The organism is Legionella bozemanae (assembly GCF_900450575.1).
GTDB classification, from domain to species: Bacteria; Pseudomonadota; Gammaproteobacteria; order Legionellales; family Legionellaceae; genus Legionella; species Legionella bozemanae.
The window spans coordinates 3,055,970-3,077,323 of record NZ_UGGY01000001.1; the positions used below are offsets into that span (position 1 = coordinate 3,055,970).

The following is a 21,354-nucleotide window of genomic DNA, read 5'->3' on the forward strand; positions in this document are numbered from 1 at the left end:
GTTTACAATCCATTCACTAAAGAAGCAAATGATTCGCCGCGATGATTAAAATCACGGAACATATCCAAACTGGCGCATGCTGGAGACAATAAAACAACATCGCCTGGTTTTGCCTGTGACTTCGCTACAACTACTGCATTATCCAATGAAGAAGCGCGCGCTATGGGTACCACATTCGCTAATGCAGCTTCTATCTTATCAGCATCTTCACCAATTAAAACAATGGATCTTACATAATCAGCTATAGGATGAACCAACTCACTAAAATCAGCCCCCTTTCCTTGCCCACCTGCAATAAGTACAATTTTTCCTTGCATAGAACCTCCTATTCCATTAATTGCAGAAATCGTTGCACCAATATTCGTCCCTTTAGAATCATTAATCCAATCAACGCCATCAAGAGTTCGCACCCATTGGCAACGATGCGGTAAGCCCGTGAAAGAAGTCAATATACTTACAATGTGTTGTTGTGGAATACCTGCAGCATCAGCTAAAGCAGCTGCAGCAAGAGCATTAAGCCAATTATGAACTCCTTTGATCAATATGGACTCAACGGGCAAAATGCAAGTATTTCCCTTTGCCAAGTATATGTTATCATTTTGCGTGATCAACCCCCAATTGTTTTTTTCCGGAGCATCCATACCAAAGGAAATACGATTGACTTCAGCAGTTGGAATAGTATAAGAATCATCGCGATTAAATAATGCAATCTGTGCTTCATCATATATTCGTTGTTTGGCTTGGACATATTCCTCCATAGTATGATGTCTGTCCAAATGATCGGGAGTCACATTGAGAATGGTCGCAACAATTGGAGTTAAAGAATAAGTTAAATCCAATTGAAAACTGGATAACTCCAAAACCCATAAATCATACTGATGCTCATCGTGCAGCATATCAAGAACTGGTGTTCCTATATTTCCAGCCACAGCAACTTTATATCCTGCTGCCTTCGCCATTTCTCCTACTAAAGTAGTAACGGTTGATTTTCCATTAGTTCCTGTAATTGCGATCACCGGAGCATGAATCTCTCGAGCCAAACACTCTATATCCCCATATACAGCAACACCCATTTGCATTGCCTTTTTTAAAAAAGGGGTATCCAAAGGTAAGCCTGGGCTTGCAATGATATCAGACAATTGGCCTATTACTTCATCAGGAATGTGCTGGGTATAAACACGAACATTAGGAAATTCCTTTGTAAATTCAGTGACACTCTGAGCTTGTGCGCGTGTATCAAAAGCAATAAAGGGTTTATTTTTACTATGTAAATATCGTCCTACCGATACCCCAGTTTTACCCAAACCTGCAACTAAATACAAAGGAGGATTCATGAGTGCACCTTTTTATCGAAGTTTTAAAGTAGCTAATCCGCATAACACAAAAACAACAGTAATAATCCAGAATCTGACAATTATTTTAGGTTCTGACCATCCTTTTAATTCGAAATGGTGATGTAAAGGTGCCATTCGGAATAATCGTTTACCATGAGTGTATTTAAAATAACCTACCTGCAGAATAACAGAAATTGTCTCAATGACGAATAAACCACCCATCATTAATAAAACCAATTCTTCTCTGATAACCACAGCGACAATGCCTAAAGCAGCCCCTAAAGCTAAAGATCCCACATCGCCCATAAACAACTGTGCTGGATAGCTATTGTACCAAAGAAAGCCAAGGCCAGCGCCAACAATCGAAGAACAAAAGATCGTGAGCTCCCCTGTATTGGGAACATAAGGAATCCCCAAATAAGGTGCATAGACCGCGTTACTGGAAGCATAAGCAAAAATACCTAAAGCACCAGCAACCATGACTATAGGCATAATAGCCAAGCCATCTAATCCATCCGTCAAATTTACTGCATTGGAACTTCCGACAATTACAAAATAGCCCAAAACAGGAAATAAAATACCTAAACCAATGGTCAGGGATTTAAAAAAAGGTACAGTTAACTGGGTGTGAACAGGTAAAGTAGCATGCATGTATAAATAAATTACAGCAATAAGCGCAATGACTGATTGCCAAAAATATTTCCACCGGGCAGGCAATCCTTTACTGTTCTTTAATACCAGTTTGCGGTAATCATCGACCCAACCCACTATCCCATTTGCAAGCGTAACCAGAAGAACTAGCCATAAACTGGACTGTTGTAAATCCCCCCAAAGCAAACAACTCACAGTGATTGCTAATAAGATTAAGACCCCTCCCATAGTTGGGGTTCCTGCTTTGGATAAATGGGTTTGAGGACCATCATCTCGTACCATCTGGCCAATCTGCAAACCTCGCAACCAGCGAATCATCATCGGACCACAGAGTAACCCTACAAGAAGTGCGGTCAATGAAGCCAAAATGGATCTGAAAGTTAGATATTGAAAAACTCTTAACGCATGATATTGCCCTTGAAATAGCTGCGTTAGCCAGTAGAGCATAATTGTTCCTCTTGTTTACCCCACACTTATGGGTTTGTTTTAAATAATGCCCAACAGGATAATGGGCCAAAAAAGCGGCCAAGCATACCATAAATCAATACACCATTCAGCATCATACAAAAAAATTTCTTTTGGCTCTTAATTCGGGATTATTGATTGCCATTTAGATTAGACACGCTGGGGCTCCATTCAGTTTATATCAGTTGGTGCACAATTTTTTCCATTGCACTGGATCGAGATCCTTTTACCAAAACAACAGTATCCGGTGATAACTTTTCCACCAGGTTTTGCACCAGTTGTTCTTGGCTAGTAAAATGCTCACCACCAACACCAAATGACTCGGCAGCCAATTTACTATTGGAACCACAGCTAAGTAATTGATCGATCCCCAAGCGGCGCGCGGCAAATCCAACTTCCTGATGGTGCTGGGTCGCCCAAATACCCAACTCACCCATATCCCCAAAAACAAAGATCTTTTTCCCAGGGCGTTCTGCCAATACTTCTAAAGCAGCTAAAACAGAGCGTAAATTTGCGTTGTACGTATCATCGATCACAATAGATTTATTTTTTCCCTCAAGAACGGTTAAACGTCCTTTAACACCGCCAAAGCAACTTAGCCCATGTTGAATTTCTTTTATGGAAATGCCTACAGCATGGCAACACGCCGCAGCAGCCAAGGCATTGCGAACATTGTGTAAGCCAGGAACCTTTAAATGGATATCCACTTGCCCATTAGGTACGATTAAAGAAAACTGGCCACAGCCATTAGCATCCAGCGTCACATCTTGAGCATAAATATCAGCCACATGCTCTAAAGAAAAGCGAAGAACCTTTTTATCAATCAACAACTCATCCCAAAAATGAGCATAAGCATCATCATCATTGACCACTGCAACACCAGCAAGAGATAAACCTTGATGTATTTCTCCTTTAGCACGAGCGACACCATCTATAGAACCAAAACCTTCAACATGCGCTGGAGCAATATTATTAATTAAGGTCACATCAGGATGAACAATCGCCACAGTATGCGCGATTTCGCCTGGATGATTTGCACCCAACTCAAAAACTGCATAACGGTGTTTACTATTCAGCTGTAAAATGCTTAATGGAGCGCCAATATGATTATTTAAATTTCCTTTGGTCGCATGGGAAGGAGGCGGTAAAATAGCAGCAATCATTTCTTTGGTTGTGGTTTTTCCATTGGATCCAGTTAATGCGATGACAGGACAATGTATATTTTGTCGATGCGCAGCTGCTATTTTGGCCAACGCTTGTATCGGATCCGAAACAATAAATTGTGGTATGTGTACTTCATTTACAGCATGACTCACTATCGCCGCTACTGCACCCCGCGTTTCCGCTTCCTTAATAAAATCATGCCCATCAAAGCGTTCACCGCGTATGGCAATAAACAAACTGCCTGGCTTGAGTTCACGGCTATCAGTACAAATACCAGTAAGTTCGGCATTGATCTGACATGGTTGGGCAAGTAATGCAGCAACAGTATTTAGGTTCATAGTATTAAGACATGGCCAAAAGTCTAGTGTACTAACACTTGAGTATAGAGTTCAAGGGGTAGCATAGTAAAAGCGCTCTAACTCTTATTGCTATACCCTTGCAAACAAGTAGGGAGAGAAAATCAATTTTTTAAGAAGCCCGGAATGACAAAAACTGTAGCCTGAATGAAGCGCAGCGGAACCCGGGGATTAAGAAGTATTCATTTCCTGAAACCGGGTTCCGCTGCGGCGCTTCACCCAGGCAATATCGATTATTTATACAGCAGCAGACTCTATATGAGATTGATTAATTTGCAACAGACGATGATAACGAGCAATACGCTCCTCAGTCAGCAGCTGACGCTGATCATCAAGTAAGTGAGCATCCAAACCTTCGCTTAATTGTCTTGCTGTTTCTAACATTACTGCAAATCGCTCAATATCAATACCGGGATTTTTTGAAGAGTGCATATATAAACAAAGGCCGCGTACGCTAAAAGCACCTATATTTTGCAAATCAAAAATCCCTGTCGCAGTTGCTGCCGCCAAGCTGCACAAAACTGGACCTTGGCCATTAGGAAATTGATGACGGTGAAATAATTGACCTTCACCAAAACGTAGACCAGCCGCCAAAACGGTTTGTAATAATTCATATCCAGCAAATTGTCTGTTTTCTTTTGCCAGTAAAAAAATCATCAATGTAAGGGGATTATCTGTTTTTGCCGTAACCTCAACTTCTACTTTAGGTTCTGGTTTGGGTTCAAGCTCTATCCTTAATTTGATTTCCTCTTCATCATCCTGAGGCAGCAAACGTGGTTGTGATGGTTTTGCATTAGGTTTTTGAAATACTTGCAAATCATCATCCACTTTTATTTTATTCTCCATGACTGCAGCGTTGATTTTGCGTACAGCAATGATGTCATCAGGATAATTTTGTGTGTTATCAGGATTCTTTTCAGTTTTTTCCGAACCAGGTTGATAACGTTCTGGACTTAAGCTCTGTCTTCTAGCTTTCATTAAGCGCCCAATTGCTACGATAACACCTATTAACAACAGGACATTAAGAATTAAGCTCCAATTTGCCTGCATCATTTACTCCATAGCCAAAGCTTGTGTTACATCAACCGCAACCAAGCGAGATACTCCAGGTTCACGCATAGTTACCCCAATCAAATGATCCGCCAATTCCATTGTTACCTTATTATGTGTAATAAAAAGAAACTGTACGAATTGTGACATCTCTTTCACTAAAGCGCAAAAACGCCCCACATTTACATCATCTAAAGGTGCATCCACTTCATCTAGCATACAAAAAGGTGAAGGATTTAACTGAAAAATAGCAAAAACTAACGCCACTGCAGTCATTGCCTTCTCTCCTCCAGATAACAAATGAATGGTACTGTTTCGTTTTCCTGGAGGTTGTGCCATTACTACAATACCAGCTTCCAGCAGATTATCACAAGTCAATTCAAGCTGTGCCCTTCCACCACCGAACAGACGTGGAAAAAGTGCTTTGAATGACGAATTGACCTCTTCAAAGGTATTTTCCAGACGCGAGCGGGTTTCTTTGTCCATTTTTTCAATGGCAGTCTCAAGAGTTGCCAACGCTTGATTTAAATCATTATATTGCTCATCCAAATACATTTTACGTTGTTGTTCCGCGGTAAACTCCTCAATCGCAGCAAGGTTAATAGCTCCTAAGCGTTTGATTTTTTCAGAAAGAGCGATTAATTCATCTTCACGCATAACTTGAGTCACACCCACTGGTATTTGTTCAAGTAATGCTTGCGGTAACAGGCCTAACTCATCAAGAGATTCATGTACGGAGCTTGCACGCACCACTAAAGCCTGCTCTTCCATTCGAGTTTGGCTTATTTGTTCTTGGATCCGTTTTACCTCGAAATCACAGTTTAAAATATTTTTCTCACAATCTTCAAGCTCCATCCTGAGCTGTGATAATTGTTCTCTACTTAAATTCAATTGCAATTCTACTTCACTGTGTTTTTGCAATTGTTGGGCAAGTTGCTCCTTGAGCTCTTCTCCAGGTCCTTCAGTTTGCAAACATAGGAGTGCCAGGTTTTCCAAACGCTCCTGTAAAATATTTAACCGCTCTTGCTCTCGCAAAATGCGCTCGTTCAGTTGCTGTATTTTATTTTTTTCTCTATCGTATTCCAACTCTGCATGATGTAGTACAGCGCGAGACTCTTCCAGCTGTTTATTTTTTAATGTCAAACTGTGCATCCATTCTTGCTTTTCATGCAGACACTGTTCTTGTCGTTGCTCAGAGTCACGACATTGCTCTTCTAAAGAATGCAATTCCTCCTTTATAGTGCATTGTTCTACTGCTATTTCTTCTAAAATAAGCTTCAACTCTTCACATTCAAATTCTAAAGCAGCCGCCTGTTTTTCAGCATGAATAATCGCTTGTTCATTGGTATTCAAAGCGAGGCTGTTCGATCTTAGTGCCTCATTACTGGCATTGACATTAAGCTTTTGTAATTCAATTTCTTTTAGGCTTTTTTGCAGTTGTTGATGCGTCTCATCGCGTTCTGCTCTTAAGATGTCAATCTTCTGTTGTAACTCCTGAACAATCACAGATAACTCGGTAATTTTTTGTTGTCGTGCCAATAAGCCTAACTCGTCCTGTGTCTCAGGTGTAACAAATTTCACCCATCCTTGACCTAACCAAAAGCCGTCAGGCGTTATAATGGATTCGTGTTCTTTCAATTCAGGCAACCAGCTTAACGCTTCATCAAAATGTTCCGCAGTATAGATATGCTCCAAAGGACATGCATTTGCTGGGATATCCCCTTTTATTTTATCTATAAGGCGTGGGTAAGACCCTGCGTTAAACGCTCTCTTCTTCAGTGTAACAATATTTTCGCCTTGTTGTTCGCAAATTACTCGTTGCGGCCATAACTCATCAAACGTTTCTAAAACATATGCATGTAATGCTTCATTAAGAACTCGCTCACACGCAAATTGCCATTTCGGTTCAACGTGTAAAATATCCATCAATCTAGGTTTTTCTGACCATTCCTTAATAGGATTTTTATTGTTTTGCATCCCTTGCCGTGCCGCACGCTGAGCTGCCATCAATGCAGCATGTTCACTGTTCGCTCGATGAAAATTATCTTGTAACTCATGCAACTGTTGTTCTATATCTTGCAGCTTTGCGCGTAATTGATCTGTGTTCTCCTGGCTTTGTTTGAGTTGAAACTCATCAAACTCTTGATCTGCAATTAATTTAGTATGCTGCTCTTCTAAGTTTTTTCGAGCCTGTTGTAAATCCGCCATAGAAATCGTTTCTTGCTCTAATTGAAGCTTTTCTAATCTTAAAAGAGTGTGTTGATGTTTCTCTTCTAAATGTTGTGCTTTGACTTGTGTGACTTGGAATTCTCTTTTCAGATTGCTGGCATGAGCCTGGACTTCTTGCCAATGAAGCTCCCATTCGCCCTGCTGTTGTTGTGCATTTTGCCAATTCGCTTCGTGCTCTTTAAATTGAGTCCTTAATTGTTCCAGTCGATTTTCTAGATGATGTGCATTCCCCTGACAATGAAGTAATTCTTCTTTATCGTTTTTAAGTTGTTCTTGTGCAGCTTGCCAATCATTCTGCATTTGCTGTTGGTCATGCTCCAAACGTTTCTTTTCACGCATTTGCTGTTGAATGGTTTCTTCCAAACGTGCAATTTCTGTCCCCAACTGATAGAAACCCGCTTGAATTTGCTGCGTTTGCTCATCCACATCATATAGTGTTTCATTTAAAGTAGCTCGCTCTTTATTGGCTTTGGCTAATGCACTTTGCTGCTGTTCATAACTAACCGCCAATTCTTGTATTTGCCGCTGCTTCACTTCTTGCTGGACAATAAAATCTCGCCATTTGAGTGCGAAAATTTCGGCACGACATAATCGTTCTTCATCTTTGAGAGTAAGATAACGTTCGGCTGCTTTAGCTTGACGCTCTAGACGTTGCAATTGTTTGTCCAACTCGTCTCGAATGTCTGCAATGCGCGTCAGATTTTCGCGTGTATGTTCAATCCGTTGCAATGTCTCACGCCGTCTCTCTTTGTATTTGGAAACACCTGCAGCCTCTTCAAGATGAACTCTTAAGTCCTCAGGCTTGGCTTCAATTAATTGAGAAATAGTGCCTTGTCCAATAATTGAATAACCGCGAGCCCCCGCTCCGGTACCAAGAAAAATATCGGTAATATCTTTACGTCGACAACGACTGCCATTCAGATAATAAGAAGAATCACCATCTCGGGTCACTACGCGCTTTACAGCGATTTCGCCATAACTGGAAAAAGGACCGGTCAAACGTCCAAGACTATTATCAAAAACCAGTTCAACAGAAGCCTGTCCTACAGATTTACGATTGGACGAACCATTAAAAATAACATCAGTCATGGATTCACCACGCAAATTTCGTGCAGAACTTTCCCCCATAACCCAACGTACGGCATCAATAATATTTGATTTTCCACAACCATTAGGGCCCACAACTGCAACCAATTGGCTTGGGAAATGAACCACTGTGGGGTCTACAAAAGATTTAAAACCGGCTAATTTTAATTGCTTCAAATGCATAAGAATGGCAATTTTAAACAAAAATAAGCGGGCATTATAACCGAGGATGGACAGAGTACAAAACCTCTTTCCCAGTTGAGTACGGGATTAAAAATATTATCGAGAAAAAGAAAGTGAAGAAAATTTGATTGACGTAATCAGATCCAGAGGCGCACATGATCTGTTGTCTTTTTAAAATCTAATTACATTGGGTTATACGATAAATCTCTTTCTACATAGCTGCTCACCGAATCCTTTTCGCTTACATGAGAGAAAACACTTAATTTTCTTTGTGTACTTTTTTTATCTCGGTACATTTTCATCACCATAGATTTATCTCTATTATTCAATAAATTATATTCAATTAAATAGTCTAATAATTGGACAACATCCTTAACAGATATTTTTCCTTTATCCTTTCTTTCAAAATGATAGTGCCCTTCATCACTATACTCAGCATTAATTCCTTCGTGGTACTTCAGTTTATTGGTTTCTTCGGTTTCATGGTCAACTACATAAGTAAAAACACAATTGTCATCTTTATCAAGAGCAATAGCCATTTCCATTAAATTCAGTAATTCATTAAATCCATTATAATAAAAAGTTATGTTATCTTTTTTAAAAACAAGAACTTTTATATTCTCAAAAAGTTGGATAACGATATTCGTCATATTATTATGATATGTTATTAGGCAATTAGTTTATTTTATCACATACTCTCGCTAAAATTTAAATTTGCTTTGCATAAAAAAAGCAAGACCTGACCCTAGAGGTATTTACCGAATCTTTAGAACTTTATTATGCGTAATAAATGTAATGCGTATGGGCAGCATATTGCTTTTGTCTGGACTGAGGTAGATACAGTAGAATTCGTAGCTGTATTAAAGATTGATATAATTAAAGTAACATGGCATTAACAACTATTATAATAGGAGTTTGTGGTGAGTAAGGCTTTTACTAAAGAAGATGATGAGTATATCGAACCAGAGCGTCCAGACTTAAAGGTCCCAAGCATCAAAAATTATATGACCCCTATTGGCTTTGCAATGCTGCAGACTGAATTACGCAATTTAGTTAGTAATGAAAGGCCTGAAATTGTGAAAGTAGTAAGTTGGGCAGCGGGTAACGGTGATCGATCGGAAAACGGGGATTACATTTATGGAAAAAAACGTTTACGTGAAATTGACAGACGCATTCGCTATTTGACGAAACGATTGGAAAGTGCGCAGATAGTCGATCCGAAACTTCAAGTCGGTCTTACTCAAGTATTTTTTGGCGCCACTGTCCAATACATCAATGAGGATGGTGAATCTCATTCTGTCAAAATTGTAGGTCTGGATGAAGCAGATATTAATGCAGGAAAAATAAGCTGGGTTTCACCCTTGGCGAAAGCATTATTGAAAGCTAGAGTGGGAGATTGTGTGACCTTACGGGTTAGAGATGGGGAATGTCATTTAACGGTGACCAATATTTCTTATGTCGTCTAATGTTATATTTAAATTCAAAACAAGTTTCATTAATACATTTTGTATAGACTAAAATGAGCTTTCTTCCTATCATAAAGTTTACAAACCCATCAAAATAGGAAAGTCGCTATGGGGACTCATTTGACAAACAAATGAACAAAGATATAATTCTGCCATTTAACAAAAAATGGATAGATTAATGACGCGTTTACTCAATAAATCACTCACCCTAATACTACTTAGTACTGCGTTTCTTTTTTCCACTCCAATTTTTGCAGATCCACCCAATCTGACTTTAGTTAAAAATGAACTCAAAAATTATTATGATTCAGGCCTTTACCAAAAAGAATTAACGCAAGTTATTAAAAAAGCACACAAATATATTCATCAACAAGCCGAAATAAATCAAAAAGAAAAATCACCTAAAAAATTAGCCCTGGTATTAGATATTGATGAAACCAGCTTATCAAATTATAAATATATGATTAAACGTGATTTTGGTGGAAATCATAAGCAATTTCACAAAGACATAATGGCGGCTAATGCTCCAGTAATTAAGCCTATGCTTGCCTTGTATCATGATGCCCGCAAGCATGGGATTAACGTATTTTTTATTACAGGAAGAAATGAAACTGAACGCAAAGCAACAGAGAAAAATTTACAAGAAGCAGGTTATTCTGAATGGTCAGGCCTGTATTTGCGTCCCAATAATTACTCCGCTAAATCGATTACTCCATTCAAATCAAGCACACGAAAAATGATTACAGAAAAAGGCTATACTATCGTAGCATCTATAGGGGATCAGTACAGTGATCTTAAGGGAGGGTATGCTCAAAAGGTATTTAAATTACCCAATCCTTTTTATTACTTACCTTAAATAAGAAGCACACTCTGAAGACTTCTTGCGAAAGTTGTCCACAAATCTCCTAAATTTTTTTAGAGCTATCAGGTACCATTTGATTGGTATCCTGATGGACTATATCTTTTAAAATAAGTGACATTAACAATTGAATTTGTTGCTCATACATTTTTCGATCATATCCCCCTTCTAATCCCCAATATATTTTTTCAATATAATCTTTATTTTCTTGATAGAGTTTAAATATGCTTTCATAAAAATAGGTTAAGTCCTTTGAGTTAAAACGAGTTTTTCGTGCCTCAGCAATCCCCATTAGGTCGCCATCAACATACTTTCCGCAATAAGCTGTTTCTTCTTCATGTGAATCCCAACCTGTGGGTAAAAATAGAGCTACTTTCTGATGATTTGTTTTGGCCTGTTCTATTTGCTCCTCAATTTTCTCTATCGCAAAAACCAAAGCAGGATGTACTAAACTGGGTTTACGTAGAGTAAGACTCAAATCTACTGCATAATATTCTAAATTTCCCCGTTGCCACATGTGAATTTTTTGTCCGATATCTTCTCCACTCTTTTGGAAAGCCTCAGTAATAAACGCATCATCTTGTTGGGGATAAACCCTTGAGTCAAAAACGTCTACATGACATATATCCATATCTGAGGCAGAATTCCATAAAACATCGCATAAACCATTGTCTCGATTTACATCCGTCCCAACAATAATATGCTTCAGTGGTTTACTCGATAAACTTTGCAAGTATTTAATTAATATTGCTGATTTATTTAAAATGCAAAAGCCGCTTCCTTCATCACTAAACGCATGGTGTGAAGGCAAACCAAAAGAAAAATGCACTTTTCCAAAGTGAAATAAAGTCATTGCAATATCTTTAATCAAGACCTCAAATGCTCCTGGTGTAATAAGAATATCCGGAGATAATTGTTTCCATCCTTTTTGTTGCGCTTGAATACAATAAGTAATGAGCTTCTGCAGGTATTCTTGTGTATGTACTGCCAGTAACGCGCGAAGAATTTCATCATTTTCAGGAAATTGAGCAAAAAGTGTCAATGGTGCTTCCGCATCGCCTTTCTTCATTGCGGTAAATAATTGATTCCAGTGCGTAGGTAACGCCACAACATCTGTGGTAACAACAGGTAATGAAGAATCTGTAGATTGATAGTCTTCAATCACCCGCACCATATGCTTTAGCCGTTTCAATTGGTCTTCATCGGCCCCCGCAGGCATGTGATGCATTTGCTCTATATCTTTAGCAGAGGGAATTTGAATACAGCATTCTTGATTTTTTTCTTTATGTACATCAGTAGAGGTCATATGTCTAAAAAAATATTTATGCTTCATCATCATTTACCCATAGGAAAATAAAGAGAAAAAGAAGCTTTGCCGAAAAGCAAAAACTTCTGCCATTTCTCTTAGATTATAGAGTCTGGGTTGATGATGCAATGAGGAAAAAAATCAAGCGTAACTAAATACCATAGCGTTATAGGCTGGAGGTTCGCCATAATTCTCAATGCCTTCTTTAATATCCATAAGCTCTTGAGACAAACCTTTACGTCCTCCTGACTCCATTGCTTTAGGACCTGCAAAAAATGTTAATCCGATCCCAGCCGCAGCCGCTAGAGAAGAAGCAATGCCAAAAACAAATTCTGTTTCAAATAAACTTAGACCTAAAGCAAAACCCCCAGCACTGAGCACGGAACTCGAACCAAAAGTCGTTATAAAACTCACGACGCTGGCACTAATGAGCAATGCCCCAAACACAATAAGAAGACCACCTAAAACTTGTTTGCCAACAGAACTGTTTCCTGATGCATATTCAGCAATCTCTCCTAAACGCTTTGCAGCGTGCTTATCTGCAGGATTAACGAAAACATCATTCAAAATAAGAACCGTGCGTCCATAAAAATGATAATCAATTTCCTCGCTTTTTTGCTTTTTCATTTTTACTTCTGCATCAATTAAATTGACTGCATTGATTATGTGTTTTTGCAGTGCAGTAGGCCGAATAGGCGTATTCTGAGTAATAAAAGCAAATCCATTATTAAGAATTTGTTCTTCTACATTAGGTAAATGGTACTCTTGAATTGCAAAATATCCGGGCATGCTTTGTATATTACTTGCAAACCACGCTTCCGCAGTATAATTCGTTTGCATTGGATATGGCAAATCACCATACTGAGCAACATGAGTGCCTTCAATAAGACTTGCTAAAACCTTCTCAAACGCAGCATCCTTATTTTCTTGTTTTACCTTAAGATACATATCCCATAAAAAACCACACAAACGAAGGTAATTCGCTCGATGGATTTGGTTTGTATAATCAGGATCATATCCTCCGGGATAGAAAGTCAGTTGATTCAAATAGCGAACAGCGAGCAAACCTATACGCACCTGAGGAGAAAGACCGGTCAAATGAGTATCTTCATAATGAATCAGTGCATCCCAAATTTTATTGCTCAAAGCCTGCACTGAGGCCAAAGGATTTTCTTGTAAGGTTTGTAAAAATAATTGAGCAGCAGGAATATGCTCGTTTAACCAAATTCGACGAGAGCGCAATTCATGCAAACTCGCTTGAGCTTCGTTAATTGCACGTTCATAAGGCGCCATACGTCTTTTGAGCGCATCACGCTCCTTGAGTAAACTGTCTAATTTGAATTGCAATTGGTAGGTATTTAAAACCTGCATCGAACTGCCATAAAAATCAACCCTTGGATAGATGGCATTTGAAGGTATGCCCAGATTCATATCAGTCTGCTGTTCTATTAAGGAAATACTTAAATTTAAGGAGTCTAATTGTCTTTGGAAGGATTGGAGATATTGCCTCTGCTCTTTAATGAATTGTGAATTTTCAGTTATCTGCAGCTCGAGTGGAATTAATTCTGCTTGCCAGGAAAAGAGATCCGCGTAATTGTAAACAACAGGATTAGCTGAAGGCATAATGGGTCCTCGCAAGTGGGTTACAGTGTCAATGTGGAGTCGATTATACACGGTGAGAACTATTGATTCAATTATTGCATTTTATACGCAAAAATAATTATATCTTACTGAATTTAATGACAAAATTGAAAATATAAAATTAAAATTTCCATTTTGCTAGAATGACTCTTTTACCCACAGAAGAAGGGGCTGCACGAGCTAAGACCACATCTAAATCACCATTTTTTCAGCTTGGTGTATCGTCTCATTATCTCGTACAGCTAAAAATTGAACTACATCTAAATAACCATAAACATTCACCAATATATAGCGTGTCACCTAGGCAACGAGATACAATAACAAGAGTTCCTAAAAATTTCTAAGGATACATCGGTTAATGAACACCCAAAAGACTTTTGGATCCTATCTTTTTTCATTTATTTTAATTACCGCCATTTTGCTAGGAGGTCTCACTGGCTACTTTTTTGGACCAATTACTTCCTACTTAAAACCTTTTGGGGAAATTTTTCTTAACCTAATTTTTACGGCAATTGTTCCTTTGATTTTTTTTAGCGTTTCTTCGGCTATAGCACGGGTCGGCTCGATGGGCAAACTGGGTAAGATCGCTTTTTATATGACACTAGTATTTTTATTTACCGGAATCATAGCAGCAGTTTGTTCTCTTTTTATTGTCAGCCTGTTTCCCCCTGCTCAAGGCGTTGCCTTACCACTCAGCGTCCCAGAAAAAAACACTGCCTTGAGTTTTTTCGATCAAATTGCGGGTATTTTTACTGTTCCTGAGTTTAGCAAACTTCTTTCGCATCAACATATTTTGGCACTCATTATCTTTTCTATCTTAGTAGGTTTAGCGGCAGCGAATACCAATGAAAAAGGGAAAACATTTATTGATTTTTTAAAAGCAGGCGAAGAAATTTTTATGCGTGTTTTTACTTTAATTATGTATTATGCGCCATTCGGTTTTTTTGCCTATTTTGCTGTTTTGGTTCATGACTTAGGCCCTCAATTGATGGCAAATTACCTCCGGATTGCTATTCTTTATTATACATTTGGAATCATTTATTTTTTTGTTGCTTTCACACTATTCGCCTATTTAGCTGGAAGAATCCAAGGTATAAAATTATTTTGGAACAGCATCTTTCTCCCTGTAGTGACATCAATCGCCACGTGCAGTAGTGCCGCCAGTCTTCCTGCTAATTTAATTGCAGCAAAAAAAATGCGAGTCCCCCCGGAAATTTATGAAACAGTAATTCCTTTGGGTACCATCATTCATAAAGATGGTTCTGTAATAGGCGGCGTTTTCAAGATTGCTTTTTTATTCGGAATCTTTCACTTAAATTTTTCAAGTCTGGGCGTACTGCTTACTGCTCTAGGCGTCTCTTTATTGGTCGGCACAGTAATGGGAGCAATTCCTAGTGGAGGAATGCTCGGGGAATTACTTATACTTAATGTATATGGATTTCCTCCTTCAGTGTTAATAGCAATAGCTGCAATTAGTATTATTATTGATCCTCTTGCGACTATGCTTAATGTAACATGCAACAGCGTGAGCAGTATGCTGATTGCGCGTCTTGTGGAGAGGAAAAAATGGTTAACCTGCGCGTAACCGGATAAGTTACGTACGTTTATTTAAAAGGCAAATTATGAATCAACCCTATAAAAAATTATGGCGCTCCCGTAAAGATCGAAAAATTGCTGGTGTATGCGGTGGCCTAGGAGTTTACTTTGGTGTCGACCCTGTATGGATGAGAATTATTTTTGTAATTTTCTTCCTCATTGGAGGCACAGCACTTATCGCATACCTTCTGCTATGGCTCATTATTCCTTTAGAGCCTGAAGATTGGCAAGATGCATAATTAATCTGAGTTACATGTCTTTGAGTGAGCGCATTGGAGTCGTGAACTATCTAGTCCTATCTCCAAAGTTATTGATTTGAAGCTTAAGCAAGCAATGCTTTGTGAAAGAAGTTCTGTCTCTGGAGATTGTTTTTATAAAAACTTTGGTTTTATAGCCCTGGGAAAACTTCCCAGAGCAAACTTGCTTATAATTCATTTTGAGATAGAGCAAAAGAGCATGCATTTAAAACTGCTGCAATTCTAAGTACAGATTGAACTGCAATTTTATTTAACTCATGCTCCAATAACTGTTTAACGTGTGAGTGGATACACATACCACAGCCATTGATTGCAGATACTGCCAAAGCAAATAACTCAAAGTCAGCTTTGGGGACCCCAGGATTTATCATACCATTCATACGCAAATTAGCAGGAAGAGATGCAAGTTCCTTATTTTCTGCCAAATGTATTGCACGATAATATATATTATTCATTGCCATCAAAGCGGCGGCTGTTTGGACTGCATGATCCAATTCAGCAGTGATATAGAGTGCTCCATCTGCTTTAATGGCATCAATAATACGCCTGTCTTTCAATGTGTAGGCTACAGCTAATGCAACTCCATAAAATTGGGTTTCTGTTAAACCGGATTGTGCCATATTGCCAAATAGATTACTGACATTAAGCCGAATATCTTTAGCAAAATCAGGTATCTCTTGTTTCAACTGTTCTATAGACATATAACGCTCCTTTCCAGAAGCTCCCATGTTTATAAGAACTTCTGAATTATTGTTCAGATTATAATGTTTGACCCCCAATAGGACGGTTACAAGGACATAATTCATCGGTTTGCAGAGCATCCAAAATACGTAATATTTCTTGAGGATTACGACCAACATTTAGCGAATTGACACTCACATGTTGAATCACATTATTTGGGTCAATAATAAAAGTTGCCCTTAAAGCACACCCACTTTCCTCATCTCGAATGCCAAACCCATTAGTTAATTTCCCATGAACATCAGCAAAACTGTATTGATTTAATTTATTTAAATCTTTGTGTTCTCTTCGCCAAGCGAGTTTGACGAATTCATTATCTGTGCTTCCTCCCAGTACTACTGCATCTCTATCGTTAAATTCACCATTTAATTTTGCAAATTCCACAATTTCTGTTGGACATACGAAAGTAAAATCTTTTGGGTAGAAAAAAAGTACTTTCCATTTCCCTGGAAAACTTTTTTCAGTAATCACTTCAAAAGCACTCTCACCATTTTCTTCATGATTATTAAAACCAGGTTTTGCTGCAACAATAGAAAATTCTGGAATTTTTTGACCAACAGTTAGCATAAATTTCTCCTCAGTTCATTTAGTTCAATTAAATTATAGTTATGGTGTATAATTATTTAAAATGAATAAAATAGATAACTTTAATCGGAAAAATCGATGAGCAGATTAACCAGTCTGAAACAGCTGCATTACTTAATTTCACTATATGATCATCAACATTTTGGTCGTGCTGCTGCAGCATGCTTTATTAGTCAATCGACTTTAAGTGCAGCAATTACAAGTCTTGAGGAAACCTTGGAAGCACAACTGCTTGAACGCGATCATAAAACGTTTTTATTTACACCTTTAGGTGAAGAAATTGTTCGTCGCAGTCGACTAATTATTGAACAAAGCAATGACTTAGTGGATTACGCACAAAGCCAAGGAAAAGTAATGCAGGGTAAATTTTATCTTGGGGTCATTCCTACCATTGCTCCTTTTATTTTAAGTGAACTACAAGATCTGTGTCAGCAACTCTATCCAGAACTCACCTTATTCATCAGAGAAGACACTACAGAAAACGTTTTGAACTATTTAAGTGAAGGCAAACTTGACCTTGTCATTTTAGCGCTTCCTTATCCAACCCAAGACTTTCAAACACAAATATTGTGCAAAGATTATTTTAAACTGGTCTTACCTCAAACATGGTCACATAAAGGATTTGACCAAGAAATCAATAAACTCCCTGAAAACAGTATTTTTCTTCTTGAAAAAGAACACTGTTTGACAGGTCATGCATTGCAAGCATGTCAATTAAAAGAAAGCAAAAAAATCAATCATTTTTTTGCTACCAGCTTACATACGCTAATCCAAATGGTCAGCCATCAACCTGGAATTACTTTTTTACCTGATCTTGCGATTAACAGCGGCATTCTTACAGGAACTGATTTAGTCTCACTTCCTTTAAAAACGAATCACGCTTATAGGGAAATTGGCGCAGCCTGGCGCACGACCTCTCATAAAACACAGAATTATATTTTATTAACAGAATTGATTAAGCAGATTGTTATTAAAAAATGTGATGATGATGCTTACCAGCATTAGAGGCTTGAGTTAATTATCCCCATACCTTTAAGCTCGCGAGAGAGAAAGGGAGGGAAACTTAGAGACGCTATAATAATCAAAAAAATTGAAAACAGTAGGAGCAAAACAAAAATAAAATTTTAACATTATTTTAAATGAAGTACGTCATGTATTATAGTGCTCCTAAAAAATTTTGGAGAACATTATGCGGAAATACATCACTTTGATTCTTTACATTCTTCCATTTTTGATATCAATGAATTCTTATGCAGATGCAAAAAAAACTGTTCGTATTCCCCAACTATCCAATGAAAAGGTCTCTGTCTGGACAACGGTAATCTACCCAAATAAAGATCACATTTTAAAAATGCATCGACATGAACACAATAGAGTGATTGTTGCTTTAGATAACGGATTAATAAAAGTGGTTAATAATAAAGGAGCAGAGCATTTCCTAAAATTAGAAAAAGATAAAGCATATTATCTCTCTAAAGATCTCCCTAATGAATTACACACAGATGAAAACATGGGCAAACATCCGATAAAAGTTGTAGTCATTGAATTAAAAAATTAAACGGTTTCGCAAAAGACGCGAAACCGTCAAACGCTCTTTATGATTTTTTGACAGAATTTTTATTTTGAAAACCACAATGATGACCATGGCGAATAGGCAATAAAACACCCAGTTTTTGGTAGGTTTTAAATTGAGTTTGAGCCCATAAAGTACTTATTTTTGCATTAACACTATTTCTCTTTTCCACTAATCTGGATATATCACTCCATTTTGCATTAGGAGTTGCTAATTTACCTCGTATTTGCATACTGAGTGCGCGTTTTTCTTTAATTAATGGAGCCATTTGTGCATGCAGATTTTTCTTGATTTTAGCTAATTCGGAACGTTGTTCTGGGGTTAGCAATTTACCAACATGCTGACGATAATGTCCTGTTTGATTTACAGAAACCACCGTCGCACTGGATGCTGATGGTTGTGCTGTAGCAATTGAGGCGCTCAAGGCCAAGCTACTAATTAATAAAAACCGTTTAATGTTCATTTTACTCTCCTATTGGGTATTAGGTTTCATTAGACCTCTTTCGACACTCGCTGCAGCAAGAGAAATGCGAGGAGACACAAAGCGCAGAACCGGAGTGTACATTCAGTACATGAGGATTCGAGCACCGTATCGACGAAGCAGGTCTTCTCTGTAATAGAGTTTCGAAAGAGGTCTATTGGTAAGTGTAATGAGACAATGTAATAGGAATATGACAAATGCAGTGTTTATTGTAACAGCTCTGTTACAATGCTCAACATAGAGAGGTTTACTGTTATAATGTTGCCTGCGTACATTATTTTACCAGGTGATTCATGAGCCCAAGAAAAAGTCATATATTGATTATTGATGATGATCAAGAAATTACGCACTTGATTAATGATTACCTGATTAAAAATGGTTTTCGAACCACCTGGACCTTGAATGGTTTAAACATCAAGCAATTATTAAGAGAAAATAATTTTGATTTAATCATCTTAGATATTATGCTTCCAGGAATTGATGGATTAAACTTATGCCAAATGATTCGTCAAACTCACAGTATGCCTATTATTATGCTCAGCGCAGCAAACAGCATTGCTGATCGAGTTGCCGGCTTGGAATTAGGAGCTGATGATTACATTTCCAAACCCTTCAGTTCTCGTGAATTACTGGCAAGAGTAAAAGCACAATTACGACGGACTCAGGGCGAATTAGAGCATGATCGTAAAAAACTCACTCCATTACAACAAATACATTTCGATAATTGGATTCTCGATCGCAATACCCATTCTTTAATTGACGAGGAATCTGTCGCTATCCCATTAAGCCAACGAGAATACGAACTGTTGGTCATTTTTTTGGAGCATCCTGGACGTATTTTGAGTCGTGATCAATTAATGGATTTGTTATATGAGAAAGACTGTGATTCACAAGATAGAACAATTGATGTCCTCATCGGCCGTTTGCGTAAAAAAATTGAGCTTGATCCACGTAATCCTCGGTTATTGTTAACAATTCGTGGAGGCGGGTATCAATTCAAAACTAAGGTTGATTTGGTATGAGTCAATTAACCAAAACGGCAAAAAAAACACTGGTGGGACTCATACTAGGCAATCTATTAATCATTTTCTCACTGATGCAATTGGGAAAATATTATTATGAAAACATTCGTTCACCACTTCCTCCCAAAGCAGTGCGCTCATTGACCCATCTTGTTCTATTGTTACAAAAAAACCCTCAAGCGATGTGGCCTTTAATCCTTAGAAATCAAAGTATTTCTTGGGCAGAAATAACCTTATCTCCGCAACCCTTATACAATAAGAATGCGTTGTTAACCTTAAAAGCCCCTGTGCTTTTTAATTTAATGAAACAAAATAAAAAATTGGAATTTTCGGTATTTCTAAAGGAAAATAATTGGTTAAATATTAAAGTGATTTCTTTTTTCCCACGGCAAGCAAACTCAATAGTCAGTTTGTTTCTTATCTTAATAGGCGCTTTGCTTTTCATTAATTATTGGGCTGTTAGATCACTAAATCAACCAATACATACATTAATCCAAAGTCTTCATTATAGTGAACATCAAGACAATTGGTTGCCTATCCCTATAACAGGAAATCAAGATCAAAAAACTATTTTTAAAAAAATTAATGATCTGCAGGAAAAAGTAAATAAACTTTTAGCAAATCGCACTCGAGTGGTCACCGCGATTTCGCATGATCTACGTACCCCCTTAACTCGTTTAAAATTACGTGCTGAATATTTAGAGGATGATCCCAATTACAGCAAAATAATGACCGACATTAATGAGATGGAGCTTATGATCCGAGAAACGCTGGATTATTTTAGAGATGTGAATGTTGAAGAAAAGCCTCAACTTTTTGATTTGGTAGCCCTGCTTTCATCATTAAAGGATGATGCTATTGAATTGAATTATGATGTTAGTTTTACAAGTGAAAGCCCAAAACTGGTGTGTTATGGTACAGTAAATTTACTTAAACGTGCTTTTAATAATCTGATCAATAATGCGGTGCATTATGGCTATAAAGCAATGATTCATCTAATTTGCCTACAAAATAAGGTGGAAATTACTATTACGGATCAAGGCCCAGGATTAGCAGAAGCGGATCTAGAACACGTTTTCTTACCTTTTTATCGTGGCGAAAACTCACGCTCGCGTAGTACAGGAGGTACAGGACTCGGATTAACAATTGCCAGAGAAATTATTCAAATGCATCAAGGCGATATTACATTGACGAATAATTTGCAAGGCGGGTTAAAGGTAATTGTAACGCTACCTCTTAGACCTTCTTAGCATTATATTCAAAAATAATCCAATCACAAAAACAAGGTATTCTGCAGAAAATAAATGAT

19 protein-coding genes are annotated in these 21,354 nt (G+C 37.9%); 8 read left to right on the plus strand and 11 right to left on the minus strand.

Features of this window, described 5'->3' with window-relative positions; genetic code table 11:
* Positions 1 to 2 precede the first annotated feature (2 nt).
* The 6 genes from murD to DY223_RS13530 form a co-directional block, all read right to left on the minus strand.
* Complete coding sequence (murD, locus tag DY223_RS19265; RefSeq protein ID WP_058458672.1) at positions 3 to 1,334, minus strand: UDP-N-acetylmuramoyl-L-alanine--D-glutamate ligase; 1,332 nt, start codon at positions 1,332 to 1,334, stop codon at positions 3 to 5.
* Positions 1,335 to 1,346: 12 nt separating this feature from the next.
* Positions 1,347 to 2,432, minus strand: a complete 1,086-nt coding sequence (gene mraY, locus DY223_RS13510; RefSeq protein WP_058458673.1) for a phospho-N-acetylmuramoyl-pentapeptide-transferase — start codon at positions 2,430 to 2,432, stop codon at positions 1,347 to 1,349.
* A gap of 194 nt (positions 2,433 to 2,626) precedes the next feature.
* Positions 2,627 to 3,952, minus strand: coding sequence for a UDP-N-acetylmuramoyl-tripeptide--D-alanyl-D-alanine ligase (locus DY223_RS13515; protein ID WP_058458674.1), 1,326 nt, complete (start codon positions 3,950 to 3,952; stop codon positions 2,627 to 2,629).
* Positions 3,953 to 4,207: 255 nt separating this feature from the next.
* Entirely contained in the window at positions 4,208 to 5,020 is an 813-nt protein-coding gene (locus tag DY223_RS13520) for a cell division protein ZipA C-terminal FtsZ-binding domain-containing protein (RefSeq protein ID WP_058458809.1), read from the minus strand.
* A 3-nt stretch (positions 5,021 to 5,023) separates the two neighbouring features.
* Positions 5,024 to 8,518: a chromosome segregation protein SMC gene (smc, locus tag DY223_RS13525; protein WP_058458675.1), complete on the minus strand. Its 3,495-nt coding sequence runs from the start codon at positions 8,516 to 8,518 to the stop codon at positions 5,024 to 5,026.
* Between the two features lie 182 nt (positions 8,519 to 8,700).
* A complete protein-coding gene (locus tag DY223_RS13530) occupies positions 8,701 to 9,168 on the minus strand; it encodes a hypothetical protein (RefSeq protein WP_058458676.1) in 468 nt (155 codons plus the stop codon).
* A 270-nt stretch (positions 9,169 to 9,438) separates the two neighbouring features.
* On the opposite strand from DY223_RS13530, the gene greB reads away from it, so the two are divergent.
* Positions 9,439 to 9,984 (plus strand): transcription elongation factor GreB, encoded by a 546-nt coding sequence (gene greB, locus DY223_RS13535; RefSeq protein WP_058458677.1) that lies wholly within the window; start codon positions 9,439 to 9,441, stop codon positions 9,982 to 9,984.
* 178 nt (positions 9,985 to 10,162) lie between these two features.
* Complete coding sequence (locus DY223_RS13540) at positions 10,163 to 10,840, plus strand: HAD family acid phosphatase (RefSeq protein ID WP_058458678.1); 678 nt, start codon at positions 10,163 to 10,165, stop codon at positions 10,838 to 10,840.
* A gap of 49 nt (positions 10,841 to 10,889) precedes the next feature.
* On the opposite strand, the gene DY223_RS13545 is transcribed toward DY223_RS13540, so the two are convergent.
* Together DY223_RS13545 and DY223_RS13550 are read right to left on the minus strand one after the other, a co-directional pair.
* On the minus strand, positions 10,890 to 12,179 hold the full coding sequence (locus tag DY223_RS13545) for an acetylpolyamine aminohydrolase (protein WP_115684329.1): 1,290 nt from the start codon (positions 12,177 to 12,179) through the stop codon (positions 10,890 to 10,892).
* A gap of 111 nt (positions 12,180 to 12,290) precedes the next feature.
* Positions 12,291 to 13,772, minus strand: a complete 1,482-nt coding sequence (locus DY223_RS13550; protein WP_058458679.1) for a hypothetical protein — start codon at positions 13,770 to 13,772, stop codon at positions 12,291 to 12,293.
* A gap of 376 nt (positions 13,773 to 14,148) precedes the next feature.
* Between DY223_RS13550 and DY223_RS13555 the strand changes: the two genes are divergently transcribed.
* Complete coding sequence (locus DY223_RS13555; RefSeq protein WP_058458680.1) at positions 14,149 to 15,375, plus strand: dicarboxylate/amino acid:cation symporter; 1,227 nt, start codon at positions 14,149 to 14,151, stop codon at positions 15,373 to 15,375.
* A 37-nt stretch (positions 15,376 to 15,412) separates the two neighbouring features.
* Positions 15,413 to 15,625, plus strand: coding sequence for a PspC domain-containing protein (locus DY223_RS13560; protein WP_058458681.1), 213 nt, complete (start codon positions 15,413 to 15,415; stop codon positions 15,623 to 15,625).
* Between the two features lie 185 nt (positions 15,626 to 15,810).
* On the opposite strand, the gene DY223_RS13565 is transcribed toward DY223_RS13560, so the two are convergent.
* Together DY223_RS13565 and DY223_RS13570 are read right to left on the minus strand one after the other, a co-directional pair.
* Positions 15,811 to 16,344 (minus strand): carboxymuconolactone decarboxylase family protein, encoded by a 534-nt coding sequence (locus tag DY223_RS13565; RefSeq protein WP_058458682.1) that lies wholly within the window; start codon positions 16,342 to 16,344, stop codon positions 15,811 to 15,813.
* 58 nt (positions 16,345 to 16,402) lie between these two features.
* Entirely contained in the window at positions 16,403 to 16,951 is a 549-nt protein-coding gene (locus DY223_RS13570; protein ID WP_058458683.1) for a peroxiredoxin, read from the minus strand.
* A 96-nt stretch (positions 16,952 to 17,047) separates the two neighbouring features.
* On the opposite strand from DY223_RS13570, the gene DY223_RS13575 reads away from it, so the two are divergent.
* Together DY223_RS13575 and DY223_RS13580 are read left to right on the plus strand one after the other, a co-directional pair.
* Complete coding sequence (locus tag DY223_RS13575; RefSeq protein ID WP_058458684.1) at positions 17,048 to 17,974, plus strand: hydrogen peroxide-inducible genes activator; 927 nt, start codon at positions 17,048 to 17,050, stop codon at positions 17,972 to 17,974.
* A 235-nt stretch (positions 17,975 to 18,209) separates the two neighbouring features.
* Positions 18,210 to 18,527, plus strand: a complete 318-nt coding sequence (locus DY223_RS13580) for a cupin domain-containing protein (protein WP_259293204.1) — start codon at positions 18,210 to 18,212, stop codon at positions 18,525 to 18,527.
* Between the two features lie 37 nt (positions 18,528 to 18,564).
* Here DY223_RS13580 and DY223_RS13585 read toward each other — a convergent pair whose 3' ends face one another.
* Complete coding sequence (locus DY223_RS13585; RefSeq protein ID WP_058458686.1) at positions 18,565 to 19,005, minus strand: Spy/CpxP family protein refolding chaperone; 441 nt, start codon at positions 19,003 to 19,005, stop codon at positions 18,565 to 18,567.
* Positions 19,006 to 19,316: 311 nt separating this feature from the next.
* Between DY223_RS13585 and DY223_RS13590 the strand changes: the two genes are divergently transcribed.
* Together DY223_RS13590 and DY223_RS13595 are read left to right on the plus strand one after the other, a co-directional pair.
* Positions 19,317 to 20,045, plus strand: coding sequence for a response regulator transcription factor (locus tag DY223_RS13590; RefSeq protein WP_058458687.1), 729 nt, complete (start codon positions 19,317 to 19,319; stop codon positions 20,043 to 20,045).
* Positions 20,042 to 21,295, plus strand: coding sequence for a sensor histidine kinase (locus DY223_RS13595; protein ID WP_058458688.1), 1,254 nt, complete (start codon positions 20,042 to 20,044; stop codon positions 21,293 to 21,295). Before DY223_RS13590 ends, DY223_RS13595 begins: the two co-directional genes overlap by 4 nt.
* The last annotated feature ends 59 nt before the right edge of the window (positions 21,296 to 21,354 follow it).